This is a genomic window from Pseudomonas brassicacearum (genome assembly GCF_000585995.1).
Lineage (GTDB): Bacteria > Pseudomonadota > Gammaproteobacteria > Pseudomonadales > Pseudomonadaceae > Aquipseudomonas > Aquipseudomonas brassicacearum_A.
Genome location: NZ_CP007410.1, coordinates 4,215,650 through 4,235,499, shown reverse-complemented (window position 1 = coordinate 4,235,499; position 19,850 = coordinate 4,215,650). Strand labels below are relative to the sequence as shown.

The 19,850-nt window shown below is 55.8% G+C and carries 16 protein-coding genes; 10 read left to right on the top strand and 6 right to left on the bottom strand.

Going from position 1 to position 19,850, the window contains the following annotated elements; genetic code table 11:
* Window positions 1–334 precede the first annotated feature (334 nt).
* The 6 genes from nosR to CD58_RS17825 all read left to right on the top strand — a co-directional run bounded on the left by nosR (window position 335) and on the right by CD58_RS17825 (window position 8,144).
* Complete coding sequence (gene nosR / locus CD58_RS17850) at window positions 335–2,524, top strand: transcriptional regulator NosR (RefSeq protein ID WP_025214364.1); 2,190 nt, start codon at window positions 335–337, stop codon at window positions 2,522–2,524.
* Between the two features lie 77 nt (window positions 2,525–2,601).
* The gene (gene nosZ / locus CD58_RS17845) at window positions 2,602–4,539 is read left to right on the top strand and encodes a TAT-dependent nitrous-oxide reductase (RefSeq protein WP_025214363.1); all 1,938 of its coding nucleotides are present in this window, start codon (window positions 2,602–2,604) and stop codon (window positions 4,537–4,539) included.
* A gap of 29 nt (window positions 4,540–4,568) precedes the next feature.
* Window positions 4,569–5,861, top strand: coding sequence for a nitrous oxide reductase family maturation protein NosD (locus CD58_RS17840; protein ID WP_025214362.1), 1,293 nt, complete (start codon window positions 4,569–4,571; stop codon window positions 5,859–5,861).
* Entirely contained in the window at window positions 5,858–6,781 is a 924-nt protein-coding gene (locus CD58_RS17835; RefSeq protein WP_025214361.1) for an ABC transporter ATP-binding protein, read from the top strand. Before CD58_RS17840 ends, CD58_RS17835 begins: the two co-directional genes overlap by 4 nt.
* The gene (locus tag CD58_RS17830; RefSeq protein WP_025214360.1) at window positions 6,778–7,608 is read left to right on the top strand and encodes an ABC transporter permease; all 831 of its coding nucleotides are present in this window, start codon (window positions 6,778–6,780) and stop codon (window positions 7,606–7,608) included. The genes CD58_RS17835 and CD58_RS17830 overlap by 4 nt, the downstream gene beginning before the upstream one ends.
* 23 nt (window positions 7,609–7,631) lie before the next feature.
* Complete coding sequence (locus CD58_RS17825) at window positions 7,632–8,144, top strand: nitrous oxide reductase accessory protein NosL (protein WP_025214359.1); 513 nt, start codon at window positions 7,632–7,634, stop codon at window positions 8,142–8,144.
* Window positions 8,145–8,213: 69 nt separating this feature from the next.
* Here the strand turns inward: CD58_RS17825 and CD58_RS17820 are convergent, their stop codons facing one another.
* Both CD58_RS17820 and norR read right to left on the bottom strand, forming a co-directional pair.
* Window positions 8,214–8,528, bottom strand: coding sequence for a c-type cytochrome (locus CD58_RS17820; RefSeq protein WP_025214358.1), 315 nt, complete (start codon window positions 8,526–8,528; stop codon window positions 8,214–8,216).
* Window positions 8,529–9,292: 764 nt separating this feature from the next.
* Complete coding sequence (gene norR, locus CD58_RS17815) at window positions 9,293–10,816, bottom strand: nitric oxide reductase transcriptional regulator NorR (protein WP_025214357.1); 1,524 nt, start codon at window positions 10,814–10,816, stop codon at window positions 9,293–9,295.
* Between the two features lie 158 nt (window positions 10,817–10,974).
* Here norR and norV point away from each other — a divergent pair, with 158 nt between their 5' ends.
* The 4 genes from norV to CD58_RS17795 all read left to right on the top strand — a co-directional run bounded on the left by norV (window position 10,975) and on the right by CD58_RS17795 (window position 15,824).
* Window positions 10,975–12,417 carry an anaerobic nitric oxide reductase flavorubredoxin gene (norV, locus tag CD58_RS17810; protein ID WP_025214356.1) on the top strand — a complete coding sequence of 481 codons (1,443 nt, stop codon included), beginning with the start codon at window positions 10,975–10,977 and terminating at the stop codon, window positions 12,415–12,417.
* Window positions 12,414–13,547 (top strand): NADH:flavorubredoxin reductase NorW, encoded by a 1,134-nt coding sequence (gene norW / locus CD58_RS17805; RefSeq protein ID WP_025214355.1) that lies wholly within the window; start codon window positions 12,414–12,416, stop codon window positions 13,545–13,547. The genes norV and norW overlap by 4 nt, the downstream gene beginning before the upstream one ends.
* Window positions 13,548–14,533: 986 nt before the next feature.
* On the top strand, window positions 14,534–14,947 hold the full coding sequence (locus tag CD58_RS30590) for a hypothetical protein (RefSeq protein ID WP_144238589.1): 414 nt from the start codon (window positions 14,534–14,536) through the stop codon (window positions 14,945–14,947).
* Between the two features lie 322 nt (window positions 14,948–15,269).
* Window positions 15,270–15,824 carry a hypothetical protein gene (locus tag CD58_RS17795; RefSeq protein ID WP_025214353.1) on the top strand — a complete coding sequence of 185 codons (555 nt, stop codon included), beginning with the start codon at window positions 15,270–15,272 and terminating at the stop codon, window positions 15,822–15,824.
* Between the two features lie 374 nt (window positions 15,825–16,198).
* Here CD58_RS17795 and CD58_RS17790 read toward each other — a convergent pair whose 3' ends face one another.
* Genes CD58_RS17790 through CD58_RS17775 form a run of 4 tightly spaced genes read right to left on the bottom strand, consistent with a single transcriptional unit; the run spans window position 16,199 to window position 19,850 of the window.
* On the bottom strand, window positions 16,199–16,561 hold the full coding sequence (locus CD58_RS17790; protein ID WP_025214352.1) for a Mor transcription activator family protein: 363 nt from the start codon (window positions 16,559–16,561) through the stop codon (window positions 16,199–16,201).
* Between the two features lie 31 nt (window positions 16,562–16,592).
* Window positions 16,593–16,913: a hypothetical protein gene (locus CD58_RS17785; protein WP_038436684.1), complete on the bottom strand. Its 321-nt coding sequence runs from the start codon at window positions 16,911–16,913 to the stop codon at window positions 16,593–16,595.
* A 1-nt stretch (window position 16,914) separates the two neighbouring features.
* The gene (locus CD58_RS17780) at window positions 16,915–18,096 is read right to left on the bottom strand and encodes an ExeA family protein (RefSeq protein ID WP_025214350.1); all 1,182 of its coding nucleotides are present in this window, start codon (window positions 18,094–18,096) and stop codon (window positions 16,915–16,917) included.
* Window positions 18,096–19,850: a DDE-type integrase/transposase/recombinase gene (locus tag CD58_RS17775; protein WP_025214349.1), complete on the bottom strand. Its 1,755-nt coding sequence runs from the start codon at window positions 19,848–19,850 to the stop codon at window positions 18,096–18,098. Before CD58_RS17775 ends, CD58_RS17780 begins: the two co-directional genes overlap by 1 nt.

The following is a 19,850-nucleotide window of genomic DNA, read 5'->3' as shown; positions in this document are numbered from 1 at the left end:
GCGGAAATTTCGGTCATAGTCAATAAATAATCTATTCAAATCTGTATTTTAGACGAAAGGCGATAAAATCAGGCATGAATGCCCGTCACGAGAGGTTTTCGTGCCATGAGGAAAAATATATCGACCTGTTGGGAGATGCTATTTGTCTACTGGATAATCTTTTAAATAAATATTGAACCACTGGTGCTGATAATTGGTTTGACCCGTTTATAGAATATGATTGCTATTTTCGTGAGTAAGGAGGAGTGTTGATCACATAATTTCAGTTAAGAGCGATTGAGCATAATCGTTGCTCGACGGGTGTTTTTTCAGAGGTCGATCGCTCAGCGAATCCATGCGTGCTTCCAAACTCCCAATGCCCGGTGTCCGGCGTCCATTTCACTATGGGCTGATCATTTTGTTGTGCCTGATGTTCGATGGGTTTTTCGGATTACAGGCGAAGGATTATGGCGGGCTCGAGCAGCAGCGTGTAGAAGCCATATTTCCCGGTAGCGATGGACTTTCCGAGCCTGACGGCGAGTTCAAGGTTCGCACCATCCGCACCGGCAAAGAGGTGCTCGGTTACGTGTTCCAGAGTCAGGACGTGGTGGATATTCCGGCTTACTCGGGCAAACCGATCAACATGCAGGTCATCCTCGATACCCACGGCGTCATCCAGGATGCCTACGTGCTGGAGCACCATGAGCCGATTTTGCTGATCGGCATTCCCGTGGAAAAGCTTCATGCTTTCGATGCCAAATACAAAGGGGTCAAGGCCGACCGAAGGGTGGTCGTTGGCCGGTCCAGTGATCTAGAGGCGGTGACCGTTGATGGGATCTCCGGTGCGACGGTGACCGTCATGGTGGTCAATGAGATCATCATGCGCGCCGCGCAAAAGGTCGCCGTATCGCTGAAGCTGATCGAGGACAGGGCCGGCGCAGCACAAAAGCCCGCCACTGTGCGCCAGGACTTTTACGAACCCGCCACCTGGGAGCAATTGACCGGTAACGGCGCGGTGCGCCGGTTGAACCTGACCCGTGGCCAGGTTGATGCCGCCTTCAAGGGCACCGAAGCCGAAGGTATCGACAACGCCGCCGCCGATCAAGTCGATGACACCTTTATTGAGCTGTACATCGCCGATTTGAACCCGCCAGCCATCGGTCGCAATCTGCTAGGCGACAATCAATACCGTTTCCTCATGCAGGATCTAAAGCCGGGCGAGCAGGCCATCGCGGTGTTGGGCCGCGGCCTGTTCTCCTACAAGGGCTCGGGTTATGTGCGCGGCGGAATTTTCGACCGGGTGCAATTGCGCCAGTTCGGCAATGTCATCAGTTTCCGCGACATGGACCACCAGCGGCTCTCCGACGTGTTTGCCAAGGGCATGCCGGAATTCGATGAAATGTCGATTTTCATTGTGCGTGAACCGGCCCGGTTCGATCCGGGATCGCCCTGGTCGCTGGAATTGCTGGTACGTCGTCAAACAGGCGCAGTCAGCGGCGTGTTCAGTAGCTTCGAGCTGTCTTACCAGATGCCCGAGCAATACCTCCTGCGGCCACCGCCCACTGCCGAAGAACTGGCTGCCATCGAGGTTGCCAACCGGCCGACCTGGGTGAATATCTGGTACCAGAAAGCGTTTCAGATCGGGGTACTGTGCACGGCCCTTGCCGTGTTGATGGTGATTTTGTTCCTGCAGGACTCCTTTACCAAATACCCACGCTTCCTCCACTGGCTGCGTCGGGTTTATCTGGTCTTCACCGTGGTGTTCATCGGCTGGTATGCCCTTGGGCAGATTTCTGTGGTCAATGTGCTGACGTTCGTCCATGCCCTGTTCGAGAACTTCCGCTGGGAACTGTTTCTCACGGACCCGATCATTTTCATCCTCTGGACCTTCACCGCCGCCAGCATCCTGCTCTGGGGCCGTGGTGTGTTCTGCGGCTGGCTGTGCCCGTTCGGCGCTTTGCAGGAGTTGATCAACGAAGCCGCGCGCAAGCTGAAGATTCCGCAATACGAGTTGCCGTTCGCGGTCCATGAGCGGTTGTGGGCGATCAAGTACATCATCCTGCTGCTGCTGTTCGGCATCTCCTTGGAGTCGATGACCACTGCCGAGCAATTTGCCGAGGTGGAACCGTTCAAGACCGCCATCACCCTTAAATTCGATCGCCAATGGTGGTTCGTGGCCTACGCGGTGGCGTTGCTGGTGATCAATATCTTTACCCGCAAGGTTTACTGCCGCTACGTCTGCCCCTTGGGCGCGGCGCTGGCGATTCCGACCAAGCTGCGGCTGTTCGACTGGCTAAAACGCCGAAAAGAGTGCGGTACCCCTTGCCAGCTCTGCGCCAAGGAATGCGAAATCCAGGCAATCCACCCGGACGGCCATATCAACGCCAACGAGTGCCACTACTGCCTCGATTGCCAGATGACCTATCACAACGAAAACAAATGCCCGCCACTGGTCATCAAGAACAAGCGCAAAACGCGGAGCAAACCTGCGCCAGTGCTGGATCGCGAAGAGTTGATTCCTGTTGTGCAAGTGTTCGAGCCCTGAGCCACCTCGCTGCAAACGAGGTATCAAGACTCGATTGACCGAGCTTTTTCATATCTGCCCCCGATGGAGCAACACCCATGAGCGATAACAAGTCGAAAAGCGATCATGAAACCATGAAAGCAAAGCAGGAGACGGAATCGACCGGCCTGAGCCGTCGCGGTTTCCTCGGCACGAGTGCCGTAGCCAGCGTCGCGTTGGCCGGCGCCACGGCCCTGGGTAGCGTGGTATTCACCCGTGAAACCTGGGCGGCAGCGGCCAAGGACGCGCAATCGAAGGTCCACGTGGGGCCGGGCGATCTGGATGATTACTATGGTTTCTGGAGTGGTGGCCACCAGGGCGAAGTGCGGATCATGGGCATCCCGTCGATGCGCGAGCTGTTGCGCATTCCGGTGTTCAACATCGATTCCGCCACCGGCTGGGGCCTGACTAACGAAAGCAAGCGGATCATGGGTGACAGCGCCAAATTCCAGAACGGCGACTGCCACCACCCGCATTTATCCATGACCGACGGCAAGTACGACGGCAAGTACCTATTTATCAACGACAAGGCCAACAGCCGGGTCGCGCGCATCCGCTTGGATGTCATGAAATGCGACAGAATGCTCACCGTACCGAATGTGCAGGCCGTACACGGTTTGCGTCTCCAGAAAATGCCGCACACCAAATACGTGTTCGCCAACGCCGAATTCGTCATTCCTCACCCCAATGACGGCAGCACCTTCGACCTCCAGGACAAGAACAGCTACACCATGTTCAATGCCATTGATGCCGAGAAAATGGAGATGGCGTTCCAGGTCATCGTCGAGGGCAACCTGGACAACACCGATGCCGACTACACCGGCAAGTATGCGGCTTCGACTTGCTACAACTCGGAGAAGGCCTACGACTTGGGCGGCATGATGCGCAACGAGCGCGATTGGGTGGTGGTATTCAACATTCCGCGCATCGAGGCAGCGATCAAGGCCGGCAAGTTCATCACGCTGGGCGATTCGAAAGTGCCGGTGGTCGACGGTCGTAGAACCGAGGGCAAGGACAGCGCATTCACCCGTTATATCCCGGTGCCGAAGAACCCGCATGGCATCAATATGTCGCCCGACGGCAAGTATTTCATCGCCGCCGGCAAGCTTTCGCCGACCTGCACCATCATCGCCACCGCCAAGCTGGACGATCTGTTTGACGACAAACTCAAGGAGCCGCGTGACGCGGTGGTCGGCGAGCCAGAACTGGGTCTGGGTCCTCTGCACACCACCTTCGACGGTCGCGGTAACGCCTACACCACGCTGTTTATCGACAGCCAGGTGGTCAAGTGGAACATGGACGAAGCCGTTCGCGCCTACACCGGCGAGAAGGTCAATTACATCAAGCAAAAACTCGACGTGCAGTATCAGCCTGGCCACAACCATGCCTCGCTGACCGAAACCAGCGAGGCCGACGGCAAATGGCTGATGGTCCTGAGCAAATTCTCCAAGGACCGCTTCCTGCCGACTGGCCCGCTGCACCCGGAAAACGATCAGTTGATCGATATCTCCGGCGACGAGATGAAACTGGTGCACGACGGCCCGGCCTTCGCCGAACCTCACGACTGCGTCATGGCCCGTCGCGACCAGATCCGGACCAAAAAAATCTGGGATCGCAACGACCCGTTTTTCGCCGAAACTGTAGCGATTGCTGCCAAGGATGGGATCAAGCTGGAAACCGATAACAAGGTCATACGCGACGGCAAGAAAGTGCGTGTGTACATGACCTCGATGGCCCCGGCCTATGGTCTGCCGGAGTTCACCGTCAAACAGGGTGACGAGGTCACGGTGACCATCACCAACATCGACAAGATTGAAGACGTGACCCACGGTTTCGTCATGACCAACCATGGCGTGAGCATGGAGATCAGTCCGCAACAGACGGCCTCGATCACCTTCATCGCCGACAAGGCCGGCCTGCATTGGTACTACTGCAGCTGGTTCTGTCATGCGTTGCACATGGAAATGGTCGGCCGCATGCTGGTGGAGAAAGTCTGATCGTTGCCTATCGTCAGGAGCGCAGGCCAATGACCCCATTCAAGCCAACCCCGATGAAGGTCATTGTGCTGGCGTCGCTGTTGACAGGTGGCAGCGCGCTGGCGGCAGTACAACCCATCACCACGCTGCCGTTGAAGCTGGACGCCGAGCAACGCTGGCACCTGCCGGCGGGGGAATACCGCGGCTCGTTCAGTGTCGATCAATCGATGCAGATTATCTGTGAGCCGGGCGCGGTGATCCAGAGCGAGGGGCAGGGCAACGCTGTGTTCATCAGCGCTCCCGACGTGCGGATCGAGGGCTGCACATTGCGCGACTGGGGGCGCGACATGACGGCCATGAACTCAGCGATTTTCATCGGTCCCAAAGCCCAGGGTGCGGTGATACGCAACAACCGCATGAAAGGACCAGGCTTCGGCATCTGGGTGGATAGCACCCACGACGTCAGCCTGATTGACAACGATATCGAAGGCGACCCGAGCATTCGCTCCCAGGATCGCGGCAATGGGATTCATCTGTATGCCGTGCACGGCGCCAAGGTTATCGGTAATCACGTGCGACAGACCCGGGACGGGATCTACATCGATACCTCGAACGGCAACCTGCTGCAGGGCAATACTTTGGAAGACCTGCGCTATGGCGTGCACTACATGTACGCCAACGACAACCAGTTGCTCGGCAACACCACCCGCCGGACACGCACCGGTTATGCCTTGATGCAGAGCCGCAAGCTGACGGTGATTGGCAACCGTTCCGAGCAGGACGAGAGCTATGGCATCCTGATGAACTACATCACCTATTCCGAGCTGCGCGACAACTTCGTCAGCGACGTGCGCAGCGGTTCCGCCGATGGCGGTATGGTCAGCGGTGCCGAAGGCAAGGCGCTGTTTATCTACAACTCGCTGTTCAATGTCATCGAACACAACCACTTCGAGCGCAGTGCCGTGGGCATTCACCTCACCGCAGGCTCCGAAGACAACCGGATCGCCGACAACGCCTTCGTCGACAATCAGCAGCAAGTCAAATACGTCGCCACCCGCTTGCAGGAATGGTCGGCCGAGGGGCGGGGCAATTACTGGAGTGATTACCTGGGTTGGGATCGCAATAACGATGCGGTGGGCGACGTGATCTACGAACCCAACGACAACGTCGACCGTCTGCTGTGGCTGTATCCGCAGGTCCGTCTGTTGATGAATAGCCCGAGCGTTCAATTATTGCGTTGGGTTCAGAGCAGTTTCCCCGTGACGAAATCACCGGGGGTAAAAGACAGTTTCCCCCTGATGAACCTTCCGACGATGCCCCAAACACAGCGGCCGACCTTATGATCACCGTCGAAATCGAAGAGGTCAGCCAGCGTTACGGCAGCATGACCGTGCTGCACGATCTGACCCTGAGTCTGGGCGAAGGCGAGGTGCTGGGCTTGTTTGGCCACAACGGTGCGGGCAAGACCACGGTGATGAAATTGATCCTTGGCCTGCTCAAGGCCAGCGCCGGCCAGGTGCACGTACTTGGCTGCCGACCCGCACAAGCCGACGTGCGTCGCCAACTCGGTTACCTGCCGGAAAACGTGACGTTCTACCCGCAACTCAGTGGCCGCGAAACTCTGCGGTATTTCGCCCGCCTCAAAGGAGCCGCCCTGACGCAAGTGGACGATTTGCTCGAGCAGGTCGGGCTTGCGGGGGCCGCAGACCGTCGGGTGAAAACCTATTCCAAGGGCATGCGCCAGCGTCTGGGCCTGGCTCAGGCGGTGCTCGGCGAGCCGCGCTTGTTGCTGTTGGACGAACCCACGGTGGGGCTGGACCCGATCGCTACCCAGGATCTTTACCTATTGATCGACCGTCTGCGCCAACAGGGCGCGAGCATCATCCTTTGCTCCCATGTGTTGGCAGGTGTCGAAGCGCATATCAACCGTGCGGCCATCCTGGCCAATGGCTGCTTACAGGCGATCGGGAGTCTGTCCAGACTGCGTGAAGACGCCGACTTGCCGGCGCGGATCCGGGCCAGTGGTCTTTGCCGACGCGAGCAATGGTTGCAGCGCTGGAATGCCGCCGGGCACACCGCCACAGCGGTGGGCGGCAACGGGATCGAGGTGATGGCTGTCAATGGCTACAAAGTTGATCTACTGCGCCAGTTGTTCCACGAGGATCAACCGCAGGACATCGAGATACTGCAACCGTCCCTCGAAGACCTCTATGGCTACTACATGAGTCGTGCGACCACTGGCACAGAAGGCGCCCAGCCATGATGCAGATCTGGAGTATCGCCGGTAAAGAGTTCAGCGACGGGCTGCGCAATCGCTGGCTACTGGCTATCAGCCTGTTGTTCGCCATTCTGGCGGTGGGTATCGCCTGGCTCGGTGCGGCGGCTTCCGGGCAAGTGGGCTTCACTTCCATTCCGGCCACCATCGCCAGCCTCGCCAGCCTGGCGACGTTCCTGGTGCCGCTGATTGCCTTGCTATTGGCCTATGACGCGATCGTCGGCGAGGACGAGGGCGGGACGCTGATGCTGTTGCTGACCTACCCCTTGGGGCGTGGACAAATCCTGTTGGGCAAGTTTGTCGGTCACGGTCTGATCCTGGCGCTGGCCACGCTGATCGGATTTGGCTGTGCCGCCGTGGCCATTGCCTTGCTGGTCGATGATGTCGAGTTGGGAATGCTGTTCTGGGCGTTCGGTCGCTTCATGGTCTCCTCCACGCTGTTGGGCTGGGTGTTCCTGGCGCTGGCTTACGTGCTGAGCAGCAAGGCCAGCGAAAAATCCAGCGCAGCCGGAATGGCGCTGGGGGTGTGGTTCCTCTTCGTGTTGGTGTTTGACTTGGCGCTGCTGGCGTTGCTGGTCCTCAGTAAAGGCCGGTTCAACCCGGACCTGTTGCCCTGGTTATTGCTGCTCAACCCGACTGACGTCTATCGCTTGATCAACCTTTCCGGTTTCGAGGGCAGCGGCAATGCCGTCGGCCTTATGGCGTTGAGCAGCGATCTGCCGGTGCCGGGTTCAATGTTGTGGGGCTGCCTGCTGCTTTGGGTCGGCGTTCTGTTGCTGTTGGCTTACTGGATGTTTCGCCGTCGGCTGACCTGATTTTCCAAGCTCGGGAGATTCAAATGAACACTTGGTACCTAACCGGGGCCCGTGTCCTGGTCGTCATCATTACCAGTTTGGTATTGGCGGCGTGCAACGATCGCGCAGAGGAGAAGCAAACCCTTGGACCCGTGGCCTTCCATCAGAGTGACGAGTGTCATGTCTGCGGGATGGTCATCACCGACTTTCCGGGCCCCAAAGGTCAGGTCGTGGAAAAGGGCACGATCAAGAAATTTTGCTCCACTGCGGAAATGCTCGGATGGTGGCTTCAACCGGAGAATCACCACACTGAGGCAAAATTGTATGTGCACGATATGGGGAAAAGTGCATGGGAGAAACCCGACGACCATTTTCTGATTGATGCAACCCAAGCCTACTATGTCGTCGGCACTCAGCTTAAAGGTTCCATGGGTGTAGTTCTGGCGTCATTTTCCGAGGAGGCCACCGCACGCAATCTGGCCAGCGAGCAGGGCGGCAGGGTGTTGCGTTTTGAAGATATCGATCTGGCGCTTTTACAGCAAACCCCGACAATGTAGCCGAGCGACCCGGTTCGCAGAAGAGAGCGGGCTCGCTTCTGCGGTGTGGGTGTTTTTTATTGGGCTCTCTTACTTCAGCGTCAGGATCCAGTCGGCCAAGGTCTTCGCTTCTTCGTCGGTCACCTGGTTGGCCGGCATTGCGATTGGCCCCCATTTGCCCGTACTGCCTTCTTTGATGCTCTTGACCAGGGTTGCCGATGCGTCGGCTTGGCCAGCGTATTTGGCCGCCACTTCCTTGTAACCTGGACCGACCATTTTGGCGTCGACCATATGGCAGGCAACACAGGTTTTGCTCTTGAAGAGCGCCTCGCCATCAACGGCTTGAGCTGACTGCAACGTCAGCGCGGCACTCAGGGCCAGCAGTGGAACAAGAATCCTTTTCATCAGTGTTACCTCAGACTACGAAGCAGATTCGAAACGACCCGCTTCCGGTTTATTCAACAGGCATCGCATTGAATATTATTAGGGTGAATTTATCGGTACTCACATTCTTCATGTGCTGTTGATTGTCGGTGGGGAGCCGAATTGTGGAAAAACGCTCTTTTCACCTTTATTAGATTTTTAGATTTGCCATTTTGGGCATTCGTTCAATTTTATCAGGATGTATTGGAGGGCGTGTGGTTAATTGTCGCCAGTGGATAATTAACTGATGCATGCTAAGTGTGTCGTATTCGCAACTCCCGGGGTTGAATGCTGATTATTTATCTTCATGGCCCTTCCTTTAAGTTTGTGTTGTGTAAGTCGCTAAAATATATTGAAATTAAAATAGGGCGTGGAGGATATGCTGGACGTCAGCAAAGCCCTGTGTACGCTCGGCAATATATCCGCGGTGATTAAATTAAAAATAGGTTCTCGAAAAGAAAGAAAACATCATTGAGGTATGGCTTTGCTGAAATGATTGTTGCTGTGACTATGAGGAGCTCGGAGTCAATCATATCCCCCCTTGCCACCCCATTCCTCCCGTAGGAGGCTCCTGGGTGCAACCGCTAAATTAAATCGAGTTCTGCAAGGCGCGCCAAATATCGTCGGAGTCCGGGTAGGAGGTGCTGGAGCATTGCCGGTGTCGGTAGCGGCCTTGACTGACCTGCAATCGGCCAGTCGATCAATGCTTGGTTCTGGTTGAATTGAGCCCTGATCGGCCGTGAGTGTTATTTCAAACCAAGCCGCTTCGCCAGTCGGTGCAGGTTAGCTACGTCCATATCCAGCATTCGAGCACAGGCAGACCATTTCCTTGCGCAATTATTCAGCGTGTTATCAATCAGCTGACGCTGGAAGTCATCCGTCGCTTCCCGCAGACCCTGTTCAACGCCGAGGAAAGGAACATCCAGAGCAACAGGCGGCGCTACCATCTGCTCGGGTACTTGATTGAAATGCTGTGCTTCAAGCAGCAGCTCGTCACTTTGCTGGGTCGCACGAGCAATGATCGTCGCCCGATAAACAGCGTGCTCCAGTTCGCGAACGTTTCCTGGCCACGTGTACTGCTTGAGCAACGACAGACAGTTGGCAGCCAAAGCCACCCGTTTCAATCCCATGCGTTCCCGGCTCTGCTCGCAGAAAAAACCCGCTAGCAACGTGATGTCCTGATCACGCTCACGCAGTGGTGGTACATGCACAGGGAATACGCTTAAACGGTGGAACAGGTCTGCACGGAACCGATTGTTCAACACCTCCTGCTTCAGATCACGATTGGTCGCGGCAAGCACCCGTACGTTGACCCGCAAGACGTTATCGTCACCAACCCGTTGCAGGTCGCCGTATTGCAGTACCCGCAACAGTTTTGCTTGCAGATTCAATGACAGTTCACCGATTTCGTCGAGAAACAGTGTGCCGTTATCAGCCATTTCGAACTTGCCGGTGCGATGATGGATTGCACCGGTAAAAGCCCCTTTGACATGGCCGAACAACTCACTCTCAGCCACTGATTCCGGTAGCGCAGCGCAGTTCAGATAAACCACAGACTGACCTGCGCGTGATGAACCTTCATGTATGGCCTTGGCGACCAGTTCCTTGCCGACTCCGGTTTCTCCAGTGATCAAGACGTTCAGGTCGGAACCTGCCACCATTTCGATCTCTCTCTTCAACTGTCGCATGACTTCGCTGAGCCCGACCATTTCGGTGCTGGGTTTGCCCGCCGGGATATTGCTGATGGAGAGAGGCGTAATTGTCTGACTTTCCAGTTGCTCCACCAGCAATGCATTGGCCAAGGCAGCAGAAGCGAGGGCTCCCACAAGTCGCAGCTCTTCGTCGCTGAAGTGATCAAACTGTGCCGGGTCCATGCCATCGATCGTCAGCGCACCAATCAGTGTCTGGTCCGCGAACAACGGCAATCCGATGCAGGCATGCACTTTGAGGTCCTGCCGGCTCGGTATCAGTCCGTCATAGGGGTCAGGCAAATGACTTTCTGCCGGAAAGCGCACCACGTCACCGGCGCGAGCGATGGCTTCCAGTCGCGGATGCGCATCAAGGCTGAAGCGACGTCCCAGAACATCCGGTGCCAGGCCGTCAATCGCCAGCGGACGGAACTGTCGCTGTTCATAACGCAACAAGGCAGAAGCGTCGCAACCCAGCAATTGGCGCAAGGTATTGATTAGACGTTGAAAGCGATCCTGATGGGAAATGCCGCTTTGCAACTGAATAGCGATGCGCGCCAAGGATTCAACGGACAGACTCATGTTTTGTCACTTTGACAATGATTAGTCATAAAGACAGTAAACGGGTAATGTCATATTGACAATAGTTGTTTTATTTGTCCTTTAAAATCAATGTCTTATTGTCTGGCACGAACATTGCCATCTTCGGTGTAGAACATCATTTTTTACCGAGGTAGGTTATGTCAATTCTCGTCAAGAACAACATCCATTGGGTCGGTCAGCGCGATTGGGAAGTGCGGGACTTTCATGGCACAGAATACAAATGCCACAAAGGTAGCAGTTACAACAGCTACCTGATCCGTGAAGAAAAGACCGTGCTGATTGATACGGTTGATCACAGGTTCAGCCGGGAGTTCATACAGAACCTGGCGATGGAAATCGACCTGAACACGCTGGACTATATCGTCATCAATCATGCCGAAGAGGACCATGCAGGGGCGCTGACAGAACTGATGTCGCTGATCCCGAATACGCCGATCTATTGCACCGCCAATGGCGTGGACTCGATCAACGGTCATCACCATCATCCAGAGTGGGATTTCCACGTCGTACATACCGGCGACACCCTGGATGTCGGCAATGGCAAACAGCTGGTTTTCGTGGAAACTCCGATGCTGCATTGGCCAGACAGCATGATGACGTACATAACCGGCGATGCCGTACTGTTCAGTAACGACGCCTTTGGCCAACATTACTGCGACGAACACCTGTTTAATGATGAAGTGGATCAAAACGAACTGTTCGATCAGTGCCAACGCTACTACGCCAATATCCTCACGCCATTCAGTCGTCTGGTCATTCCTAAGATTACCGAGATCCTCGGTTTCAATCTGCCGGTCGATATGATTGCCACCGCTCATGGCGTGGTGTGGCGTGATAATCCGACGCAGATTGTGCACCGCTATCTGGAATGGGCGGCGGACTATCAGGAGGACCGCATCACATTGTTCTACGACACCATGTCGAATAACACCCGCATGATGGCCGATGCCATCGCACAAGGCATTCACGAAGTTGATCCGGGTGTGGCGGTGAAGATTTTCAACGTCTCGCGCCACGACAAGAATGAGATTCTGACCAACGTGTTCCGCTCAAAAGGTGTTCTGGTGGGCTCGTCCACCATGAACAACGTCATGATGCCGAAAGTCGCCGCCCTGCTGGAGGAAATAACCGGGCTGCGTTTTCGTAACAAAAAGGCTTCGGCGTTTGGCAGTTACGGCTGGAATGGTGGGGCGGTAGACCGTATTCAGACACGCTTGATGGACGCTGGTTTTGAAACCACATTGACGCTCAAAGCCAAGTGGCGGCCAGACGGTGACTCGCTTGAGGTTTGCCGAGCTCATGGCCGCGAAATTGCTCGGCAATGGGCGCTGCAACCATCGACGCAAGCACAAGTCGCACGATCTGCCGCCGCCGCAACTGCCCAGGCAGAACCAATCGCGGACAACGGCCCGCGCATGCAGTGCAGTGTCTGCCAATGGATTTACGACCCGGCGATCGGGGAACCAATGCAGGATGTGCAGGCCGATACGGCCTGGTGTGATGTGCCTGATTACTTCCTGTGCCCGGAATGTTCACTGGGTAAATCGGTATTCGATGAGCTTGCTTCGGAGGCGAAATGAACAAGGAAATCGTCATTGTGGGCTCCGGCTTCGCTGCTCGTCAGGTGGTCAAGAACTTGCGCAGGCTCGATGCAGCGGTGCCCATTCGGCTGATTGCTGCAGACAGTTGCGATGAGTACAACAAGCCCGACCTGAGTCACGTCATCAGTCTCAATCAGACAGCGGACGACATGACTCGTCAGTCTGCGGCGGAGTTTGCCGAGATGTATCGGTTAACCCTGAATGCTGGTTGCCAGCTGACTGCAATTGATCGCGAAAACAAGCGTGTCAGCGCCGGCAGTGAGGCGTTCAGCTACGACAAACTGATTCTTGCCACGGGTGCGCAAGCCATCGTTCCGCCAATTCCCGGACGGGAGTGGATGGTGACTTTGAATAGTCAGCAAGAATACCGTCATGCACAACACGCTCTGAGAGCGGCAGAGCGCGTACTGATTCTGGGAGCCGGCTTGATTGGCAGTGAACTGGCAATGGATGTCAATCGTGCCGGAAAGCAAGTGGTACTGATGGATAAGTCCTGCAGCCTGCTGGCATCGTTGCTGCCTGTTGAGGTGAGTAGCCGCTTGCAGCATCGGTTATGCCAGATGGGGGTGGAAATGGTGTTCAACCAGGCTTTGGAATCCATTGAAAAGAGAGACGATAGCCTGTTGGCGACTTTGTCCAATGGCCGGCAAATCACCACCGATGTGATCATTGCCTCAATCGGATTGAAACCTGATACGACGTTAGCGGCGCAGGCTGGCCTACGGGTTGATCGTGGCATTGAAGTTGATGAACGCATGTGCACCTCTGACCCACACATATTTGCCGTTGGCGATTGCGCGCAAATCCAGGGCAAGCTGCTGCCGTTTCTACAACCCATTCAGTTAAGCGCCATGACCCTGGCGAGTAATGTGCTGGGTGGCGATGAGCAAGTGAAGTTCCCGGCGATGCTGGTGAAGATCAAGACCCCGGAAATGCCGCTGCACCTGGCCGGAGAAACCAACCGGAAGGACTTGCAATGGCAGATCAACCTTGAGGCACAGGGGCTGGTAGCCAAAGGGCTGGACATGGCAGGGCAGCTACGGGCGTTCGTCGTCAGTGAAGACCAAATGAAGCAGGCCTTTACATTACTACGGCAACTCTCGTTGTAAATCAAAGTGGCAGGGGTCACCCGGATCGACCAATGGCGCTGAGTGTTTTGTTCTTCCTAGACTTATTATCGACGCCAAGTCTGCAATCGCCAGATCGGTTTTGAGTAATTGACGTTAGACCGTTTTGCCGAACAAAAGCCGGAGTTGTGTGATCGCGACTTGTATATCGTGCAAGTCGGCCTTGACCTGCGTTGGCATGGTTTACTATCAAGAGTTCCCGAGCAAAATGCAGCTGTACCGCTTGATGTGGGCCTCGTCAGCCTTCGAAAACAGGAGAGCACAGTTCTAAGCCTAGGCTAGGCCGAACGGGTTGCGTTTCGTGCCGGGAGTGGCAGAAGGCGCGGATGGAGCAGCAAGTTCTTGTTTGGTTCGGTGGGTTCCGAGTTTCATCATCACCCTAGCCGCTCAATTCCTCAATCGTTGGGCCCAGCGCAGCGCCATAAAGTTCTGTGTACTCATCGAACACGAGCCGCACCCACTGGTTTTGGGAATGCATTGAGGTTGGGCGCGGTCAGGCGTTGCATCATGTTATTTACCGTTCTGGTAGGCTCACCGTTCGTAACGGCGGCGCGCGTTCGTCCAATTGGCTACGGATGTAATCCAGTAGCGCAGCTTGGAATAAACCCCTTTTGACCGTTGAAGTACTTTAAAAACAAGTCCAAAATTAAGTCTTTTCCTGCCCTGGCAAGAAAAGAAACCCTTTAGATTTCAATGGGTCGGACACCAGATACGAGTCTCGTTTCCCGCTCCAAGATTCAGAAAAAAGCCACTCAGATGAGTGGCTTTTTTTTTTGTGCCTGGAAAATGCTTCAGCGTTTGGATACCTGCACTAGATACTCGATCATTAGAGCGTTATAACGAACAAAAAAATACAGGTGGATCAGCATCACGTTTCACCGTCGTGCGATTGAGTGTGCGGATAGGGGGCTGAATGACCTATATCACCTTGCTTGCATGTTCACTCTGTCGACAAAGGGAGCAAGGTTTTGAATTTCATATGGGCTATCGGTTTTTTATTGCTGGCGGGATGCACAAATACACCCGCAAATCTGATGGCTGATCCAGACGGTTACGATGGCTCGATCCAGGCGAACGTTACTGCTCAATCCGCTTACCGCAACATCCGTCAAGCAAGCAGAATCTGTTTGGAACACTCGCCCATGGGGACCCCCGTCACAACAGAAGGCGAGTTCGATTCAGAACTCGGTAGCGGGCAAATCACCCAGCGTATGGTGGCCCAAGGCGTTAGGCTCAGTTTGGCGATCATCACTGTCGAGCCTACCCCTGAGGGTATCGCTGAAATAAAGCTATACACCCTCAAGGGTTGGAGCACGATTGGAGTCAAGGCGCCTACGTTGGACAAGCTTCGTTCTTGGACCAAAGGCGATCAATCCTGCTAAACGTCAACGGTTATGGCGAAGTGTTCTACGCTCCTCGCGAAGGGCTCGGATGCATTGGGTTTTTCTTATGAAAGCGCTCCTGGTGGGTGCGCTTCCTGGATCAAACTCATGATCGCAGCGGCGCGTTTGCCGCCGCGTAGGGACCCAGCAAAGAGCCAGTTCTTGCGCCCCAGCGCCCGAGGCCGTATCTGGTTGTCGGGTAGTCAGACGCGGTCACCCGCGGCTGTGAACAACATCCTGGACAAGTGAGCAGGCAAGTAAGCTAGGCTGTTCGCACGACTGGCCGTTGGTATTCGACGGCCTGAAAACAAAGGCGCTATCAATGACGAAGCATTTTCTGTTGGGCTGGACCCGTTCCTTGTGCGTGCTTGCTGCCTTGAGCGGCGCGGCCACCATGGCAGTTGCTGCCCCGGCTGAAAAAACCGCTACGGCGGCATCGGACACGCAATCGGTGTCCCTGGCAGGCGGCAAGCTGAAGTTCGTGCTGAAAGGCGTCGAGGCCCGTACCTTGAACAGCGAGAACGGCGGCACGATGTACTTCGATCCGAAAAGCGAGCGGGCCATCATCGTTACCGAAGGTCCGGCGCCGACTGTGGGCACCACCCCGGACGCTGCGTTTCGCCTTGCCGTGGATACCTTGAAGGAAAAGCAGCAGGCCGCGTCACCCAACTTTCGCATGACTAGCGAGAAGACCGTTCAGGTGAACGACTTGAAGATGTATCGCCTGGACGGCACCGACGATTTCAACGGCCTGAAACTACTGATGGCCTCGTTAATGACGATGAACGATCAGAAGATCACCGTCATCGAAGTGATGTCCAGCGTAAACGACCCGGCCGGCCATACTGCTGCGTTGAAGAACATTCTGGGCAAGTAAACCGCAGGTTTCCGGATAGTAGGCCGTCGGCTCCCGACGGTCTGTCCATCACATGGAGCCCGCATGATCTCGTGCGCAAAGCCTGCCCAGCTCGGTGTCGTGTTCCCCGACCCGCCCGCGCCGCGACTATGTACCCGACGTGGTGCACCGCGGGGTGGTCTACGTCAGTGGCCAGCTGTTGCGCGAAGGCAATCTCACGATCACCGGTACGTTACTGCTCAATCCGCTTACCGCAACATCCGTCAAGCTGTTCGGGGTTGAGATAAATCCTACCGCATAAGCGAGATAAATCCGGTCTATTCCGGGATAGGCTGGCACAAATTGGGACAGCCTATGCAATACCGTTGCAGCCAGTGCAACAAAAAACACCCCGCTCAGTCATCGACTGGCGGGGCGAACATATCGGCCTGGCGACGCGCTATCTCGTCTTTTCGAACCGCCTTAACGATCTTATAGATCCACTGAAGCGATACCCCCCACTTGCGTGCCAGGTCGCTTTGATTGGTGCCGTTGAATTCCTCGTAGATCTGCCGATCCCGCCGACTCAGCTTGCCCGCCAGCCCCATTGGGAAATAGACATTCTGCCCGCCCCAATGCGCCGCCATGCGATCGGTGACCTCCTTGGCCACATGGCGGGCAGCCTCATCATCCATCGACACCAACTCACGCAGCGCATCCGCAACGTGTTCAGTCAGATCAACCAGCAGTTCCGGCCCCTTGCTTCGGAAGTCATTCATACAGCCTTCACCGCAGCATCAAGGGCCAGGCTCATTGATCCTGCTCCTTCACTGGCGTAAACCAAGCCACATCAACACCCCGAACCGTCACGGTGTTACAGGTCAATGGCCCCGCAGGCGAATAGCGAATTCCCCGCATCTGAGTTCCAAAGCGGCGCATAAACCGCTCAAGACTGTCCAGCTCGATAAAAATCTTATTGTCCAAAAACACCAAGAGCTTGATCGAAACCCCAGCCTCACGAATGTCACGCGTCAACTCATTGAACGCGGACAACTGCGCCGGAAACGCCTCCGTCAAAATACTCAACGGCTTGGCCGGCGCTGCATCCCTCACCAGATCCAGAGAATCCATCTCAAACCCCCTTAACAACATCGGCGGTTACCTTCGGCACACCCAGATGAGCAGCCAAGTTCATCGCCGCAATCACCAAATTGCCAATCGCCAATGGATAAAGCAGCGAAACAGTCCCATCACGCCCCCCATAGCGAGTCGGCTGAGACAACCGCGCCGCAATCGCCTCAATGGCCCCCTCATCAATGACGTCCCCCAGCACCTTGCCCACGCGATCAAAGCGGAACGTCAAAAACTCCGCCAAACGTGAATGCCCAACCGGCATCAACTTCACCCGCTCACAACGCTGCACCACCTCACGCACATCTGCGTTGCGCTCACTCAATTTCACCCCCAGCTCGGGCTGGCCAATCATGATGATGCTCACCAACTTGGTGAACCCGATCTCCAACTCCAGAATGCGCTTAAGATGCTTCAACGTCGGAACCGGCAAACTGTGCGCCTCCTCAAGCACCAGGCAATGGCGATACCCAGCCGCATGCGACTCCTTCAACGCCTTATGGACCTGAGCGAAACGCGCCTCAGGACTACTTTTTGGCTTCGATAACGGCGCAATAGCCGCCATCATCGACTCGGCGATGTGCGTGCTCTTCAACGACTTGCCCTTAGCGTCGTTATCCTCGGAAGCCAGCACATACGGTTCAATGATCATCACCGGATCATTGTTCTCGGCAATGCGGTTCACCAGATCCCGGCGAAGCGTACTTTTGCCGGCCCCCGACTCCCCCTCAACGGCCAGGAACCCACCGTGTCGGGCCGTCTGATACATCGCCTCACGCACATAACGAATCTCCGGGCTCACCCACATATCCTGCGCACACTGCAACTCATCAAACGGATCACGAAACAAACCAAACGCCTTGCGAGTGGCTGGCTGCAGTACTTGTTTGGGCAATAACATCGATTCCTCCTCACCGGACGGCCCCTTCACAAGGGCCGAACCTGCCGTATTGGCGTACGGCCGATCCACTTCATCAAAAGCATTAGCAATAGCGGCATCATTGACGCCGGACTCCGCCAAGAACCCCCGAATGCGCCCCCGTAAAACCTCACCGTCAAGACGGCGAGGCCAAAGGTTGTGGTTCACCAACTGCGCAATCGTTGCGCAACTCAAGTTCAGCGAATGAGCCAACGCTGCCTGAGGCTGGCCCACATCCTGCAAAATCCTTTTCAACTTCAACATCACTCAACTCCAATCGAATGGCGCATGACCTCAGCGGGCCGCTTCAACTCAGCCTCAACCGCCTCAATCTGTTCGTGGGGAACACCCTCTGGAAACCGCGTCAGCAACCAACCAAACGTCTGAGCCGACCAAAGATTGCCCAAACGCGGACGCAGAAGCTTCGCCGCCTCAACATGACTCAGCGGGGCAATCTCAACAGTGGGAGCAGTAAAATCCAGATGCGTACCGCGCCGCGGCAGATAAGCCGGCAACACGGTGTCATTGACATGCTTATGCGGATCGATCAGCCCACCAAACGGCACAGCCTTCGATTTGCGGGCGGCCTGCGCGTCGGCCTGATTGCTCGTACCCGTCGCAAGCTGCTCCAACACCTTGCGCGACACCTGGGCCGGCGTCTCAGCGTGGCGCTTATACCGCTCACCGAGCATCGCAGACGTCTCGGCAAACCCAAACGCATCCACCCCAACGCGCTCGATCACGTGATAGCACTCGCGCCCGTCATCGCCCACCAGCACCGCAATCGCCGAGTCCTTATCGCGCCAGCAATTGCGAGTGATCAGCAACTGATCACCCACCATCACATCCGGCACTGAACTCACATCAAACTGCGCGCCCCGAAACGAAACCCTCAGCAAATTGCTCACCTTGCGGTTTTCCGGCGTGCTCACCGCCAACTCGCGACACACCTCAACGCTGGGCGCCAGCCGCAGTTGCTCCTGCTTAATCAGTTGCCAAACGCCATACCGAGTACGCCGCGTGCGGGTATGAATCGACGTCGCATTGAAATACCGCATCCACTGACCGGCCCATGCATTGATCTGCTCCAGACTCGTGGCAGCCTGAAACTTCAGAGCACTCTCAAACTCACGCTCGACAATATTGTGGGCCTGCTCAACCTGACCCTTGGCCCGCGCATTCCCGGGCCTATGAATCATCAAATCAACCGACAGAACACGGCAAAGATTGCGAAAAATACCACTCGTCATCGCCGCCCCAGGGTCCGTCATCAACACCCAAGGCACCCCATGAAAAGGGTCCGACTCGCTGCGCTTCTGCATCGCATTAATCAACACACTGCACAAGTTCTCAGCCGACTCCGCCCCCAACACATACTCCACATACAGCGTGCCGCTCGTATGATCGGTAATCACGTACCGCCACAGCCGCTGGCGTTCGATCTTCTTCAGATTCGCGGGCTTGCCGTCGTAAAACTCGGCCTTATTCATCACCCGAGCGCCATCATCGGCCAGATAAAACTGCGTCGAGATCGAAGCATCAATCTGCCAAACATGATTGGGATGCTGACTCGCCAACGACACCGCCGGAGCGTCCTGCAGCAACTGCTCGGGGTGCAACTTATAAGCGCGCAACGCCCGGCTGATCGCACTGCGACTCAACGGTCGAAACTCCCCCGTTTCCTCATCCACCCGGCCAGCCATCACCAAATTATTACTGCGCAAGCGCTCAACGGCCCGCACAATCGTCGACAACTGCTTATTGTTCGCCCGGATGGACTCCAACAACACCGCCGAAATCAACCGCGCTTCCTCAAGCGGCAACGCACTGCAACCCGCATCGCTGCGCCGCTTTCGCGGCTTCGCCAAACGCACCGCCTTCAACTGGCGTTGCAGAGTAGAAATCGAAACCCCCAACGCTAGCGCCCCAGCTTCGTAAATAGCCGTACGCTCACCATGCACAGCCGCATCAGCGCGCTGTGCGACCTGCATCAACTGCTCAATGTGTACCGGATTCAT

Bases quoted from the DNA above. Each gene is read 5' to 3' on its own strand.
- nosR (WP_025214364.1), top strand. From the start codon at position 335: ATGCGTGCTTCCAAACTCCCAATGCCCGGTGTCCGGCGTCCATTTCAC.
- nosZ (WP_025214363.1), top strand. From the start codon at position 2,602: ATGAGCGATAACAAGTCGAAAAGCGATCATGAAACCATGAAAGCAAAG.
- CD58_RS17840 (WP_025214362.1), top strand. From the start codon at position 4,569: ATGACCCCATTCAAGCCAACCCCGATGAAGGTCATTGTGCTGGCGTCG.
- CD58_RS17835 (WP_025214361.1), top strand. From the start codon at position 5,858: ATGATCACCGTCGAAATCGAAGAGGTCAGCCAGCGTTACGGCAGCATG.
- CD58_RS17830 (WP_025214360.1), top strand. From the start codon at position 6,778: ATGATGCAGATCTGGAGTATCGCCGGTAAAGAGTTCAGCGACGGGCTG.
- CD58_RS17825 (WP_025214359.1), top strand. From the start codon at position 7,632: ATGAACACTTGGTACCTAACCGGGGCCCGTGTCCTGGTCGTCATCATT.
- CD58_RS17820 (WP_025214358.1), bottom strand. From the start codon at position 8,528: ATGAAAAGGATTCTTGTTCCACTGCTGGCCCTGAGTGCCGCGCTGACG.
- norR (WP_025214357.1), bottom strand. From the start codon at position 10,816: ATGAGTCTGTCCGTTGAATCCTTGGCGCGCATCGCTATTCAGTTGCAA.
- norV (WP_025214356.1), top strand. From the start codon at position 10,975: ATGTCAATTCTCGTCAAGAACAACATCCATTGGGTCGGTCAGCGCGAT.
- norW (WP_025214355.1), top strand. From the start codon at position 12,414: ATGAACAAGGAAATCGTCATTGTGGGCTCCGGCTTCGCTGCTCGTCAG.
- CD58_RS17795 (WP_025214353.1), top strand. From the start codon at position 15,270: ATGACGAAGCATTTTCTGTTGGGCTGGACCCGTTCCTTGTGCGTGCTT.
- CD58_RS17790 (WP_025214352.1), bottom strand. From the start codon at position 16,561: ATGAATGACTTCCGAAGCAAGGGGCCGGAACTGCTGGTTGATCTGACT.
- CD58_RS17785 (WP_038436684.1), bottom strand. From the start codon at position 16,913: ATGGATTCTCTGGATCTGGTGAGGGATGCAGCGCCGGCCAAGCCGTTG.
- CD58_RS17780 (WP_025214350.1), bottom strand. From the start codon at position 18,096: ATGTTGAAGTTGAAAAGGATTTTGCAGGATGTGGGCCAGCCTCAGGCA.
- CD58_RS17775 (WP_025214349.1), bottom strand. From the start codon at position 19,850: ATGAATCCGGTACACATTGAGCAGTTGATGCAGGTCGCACAGCGCGCT.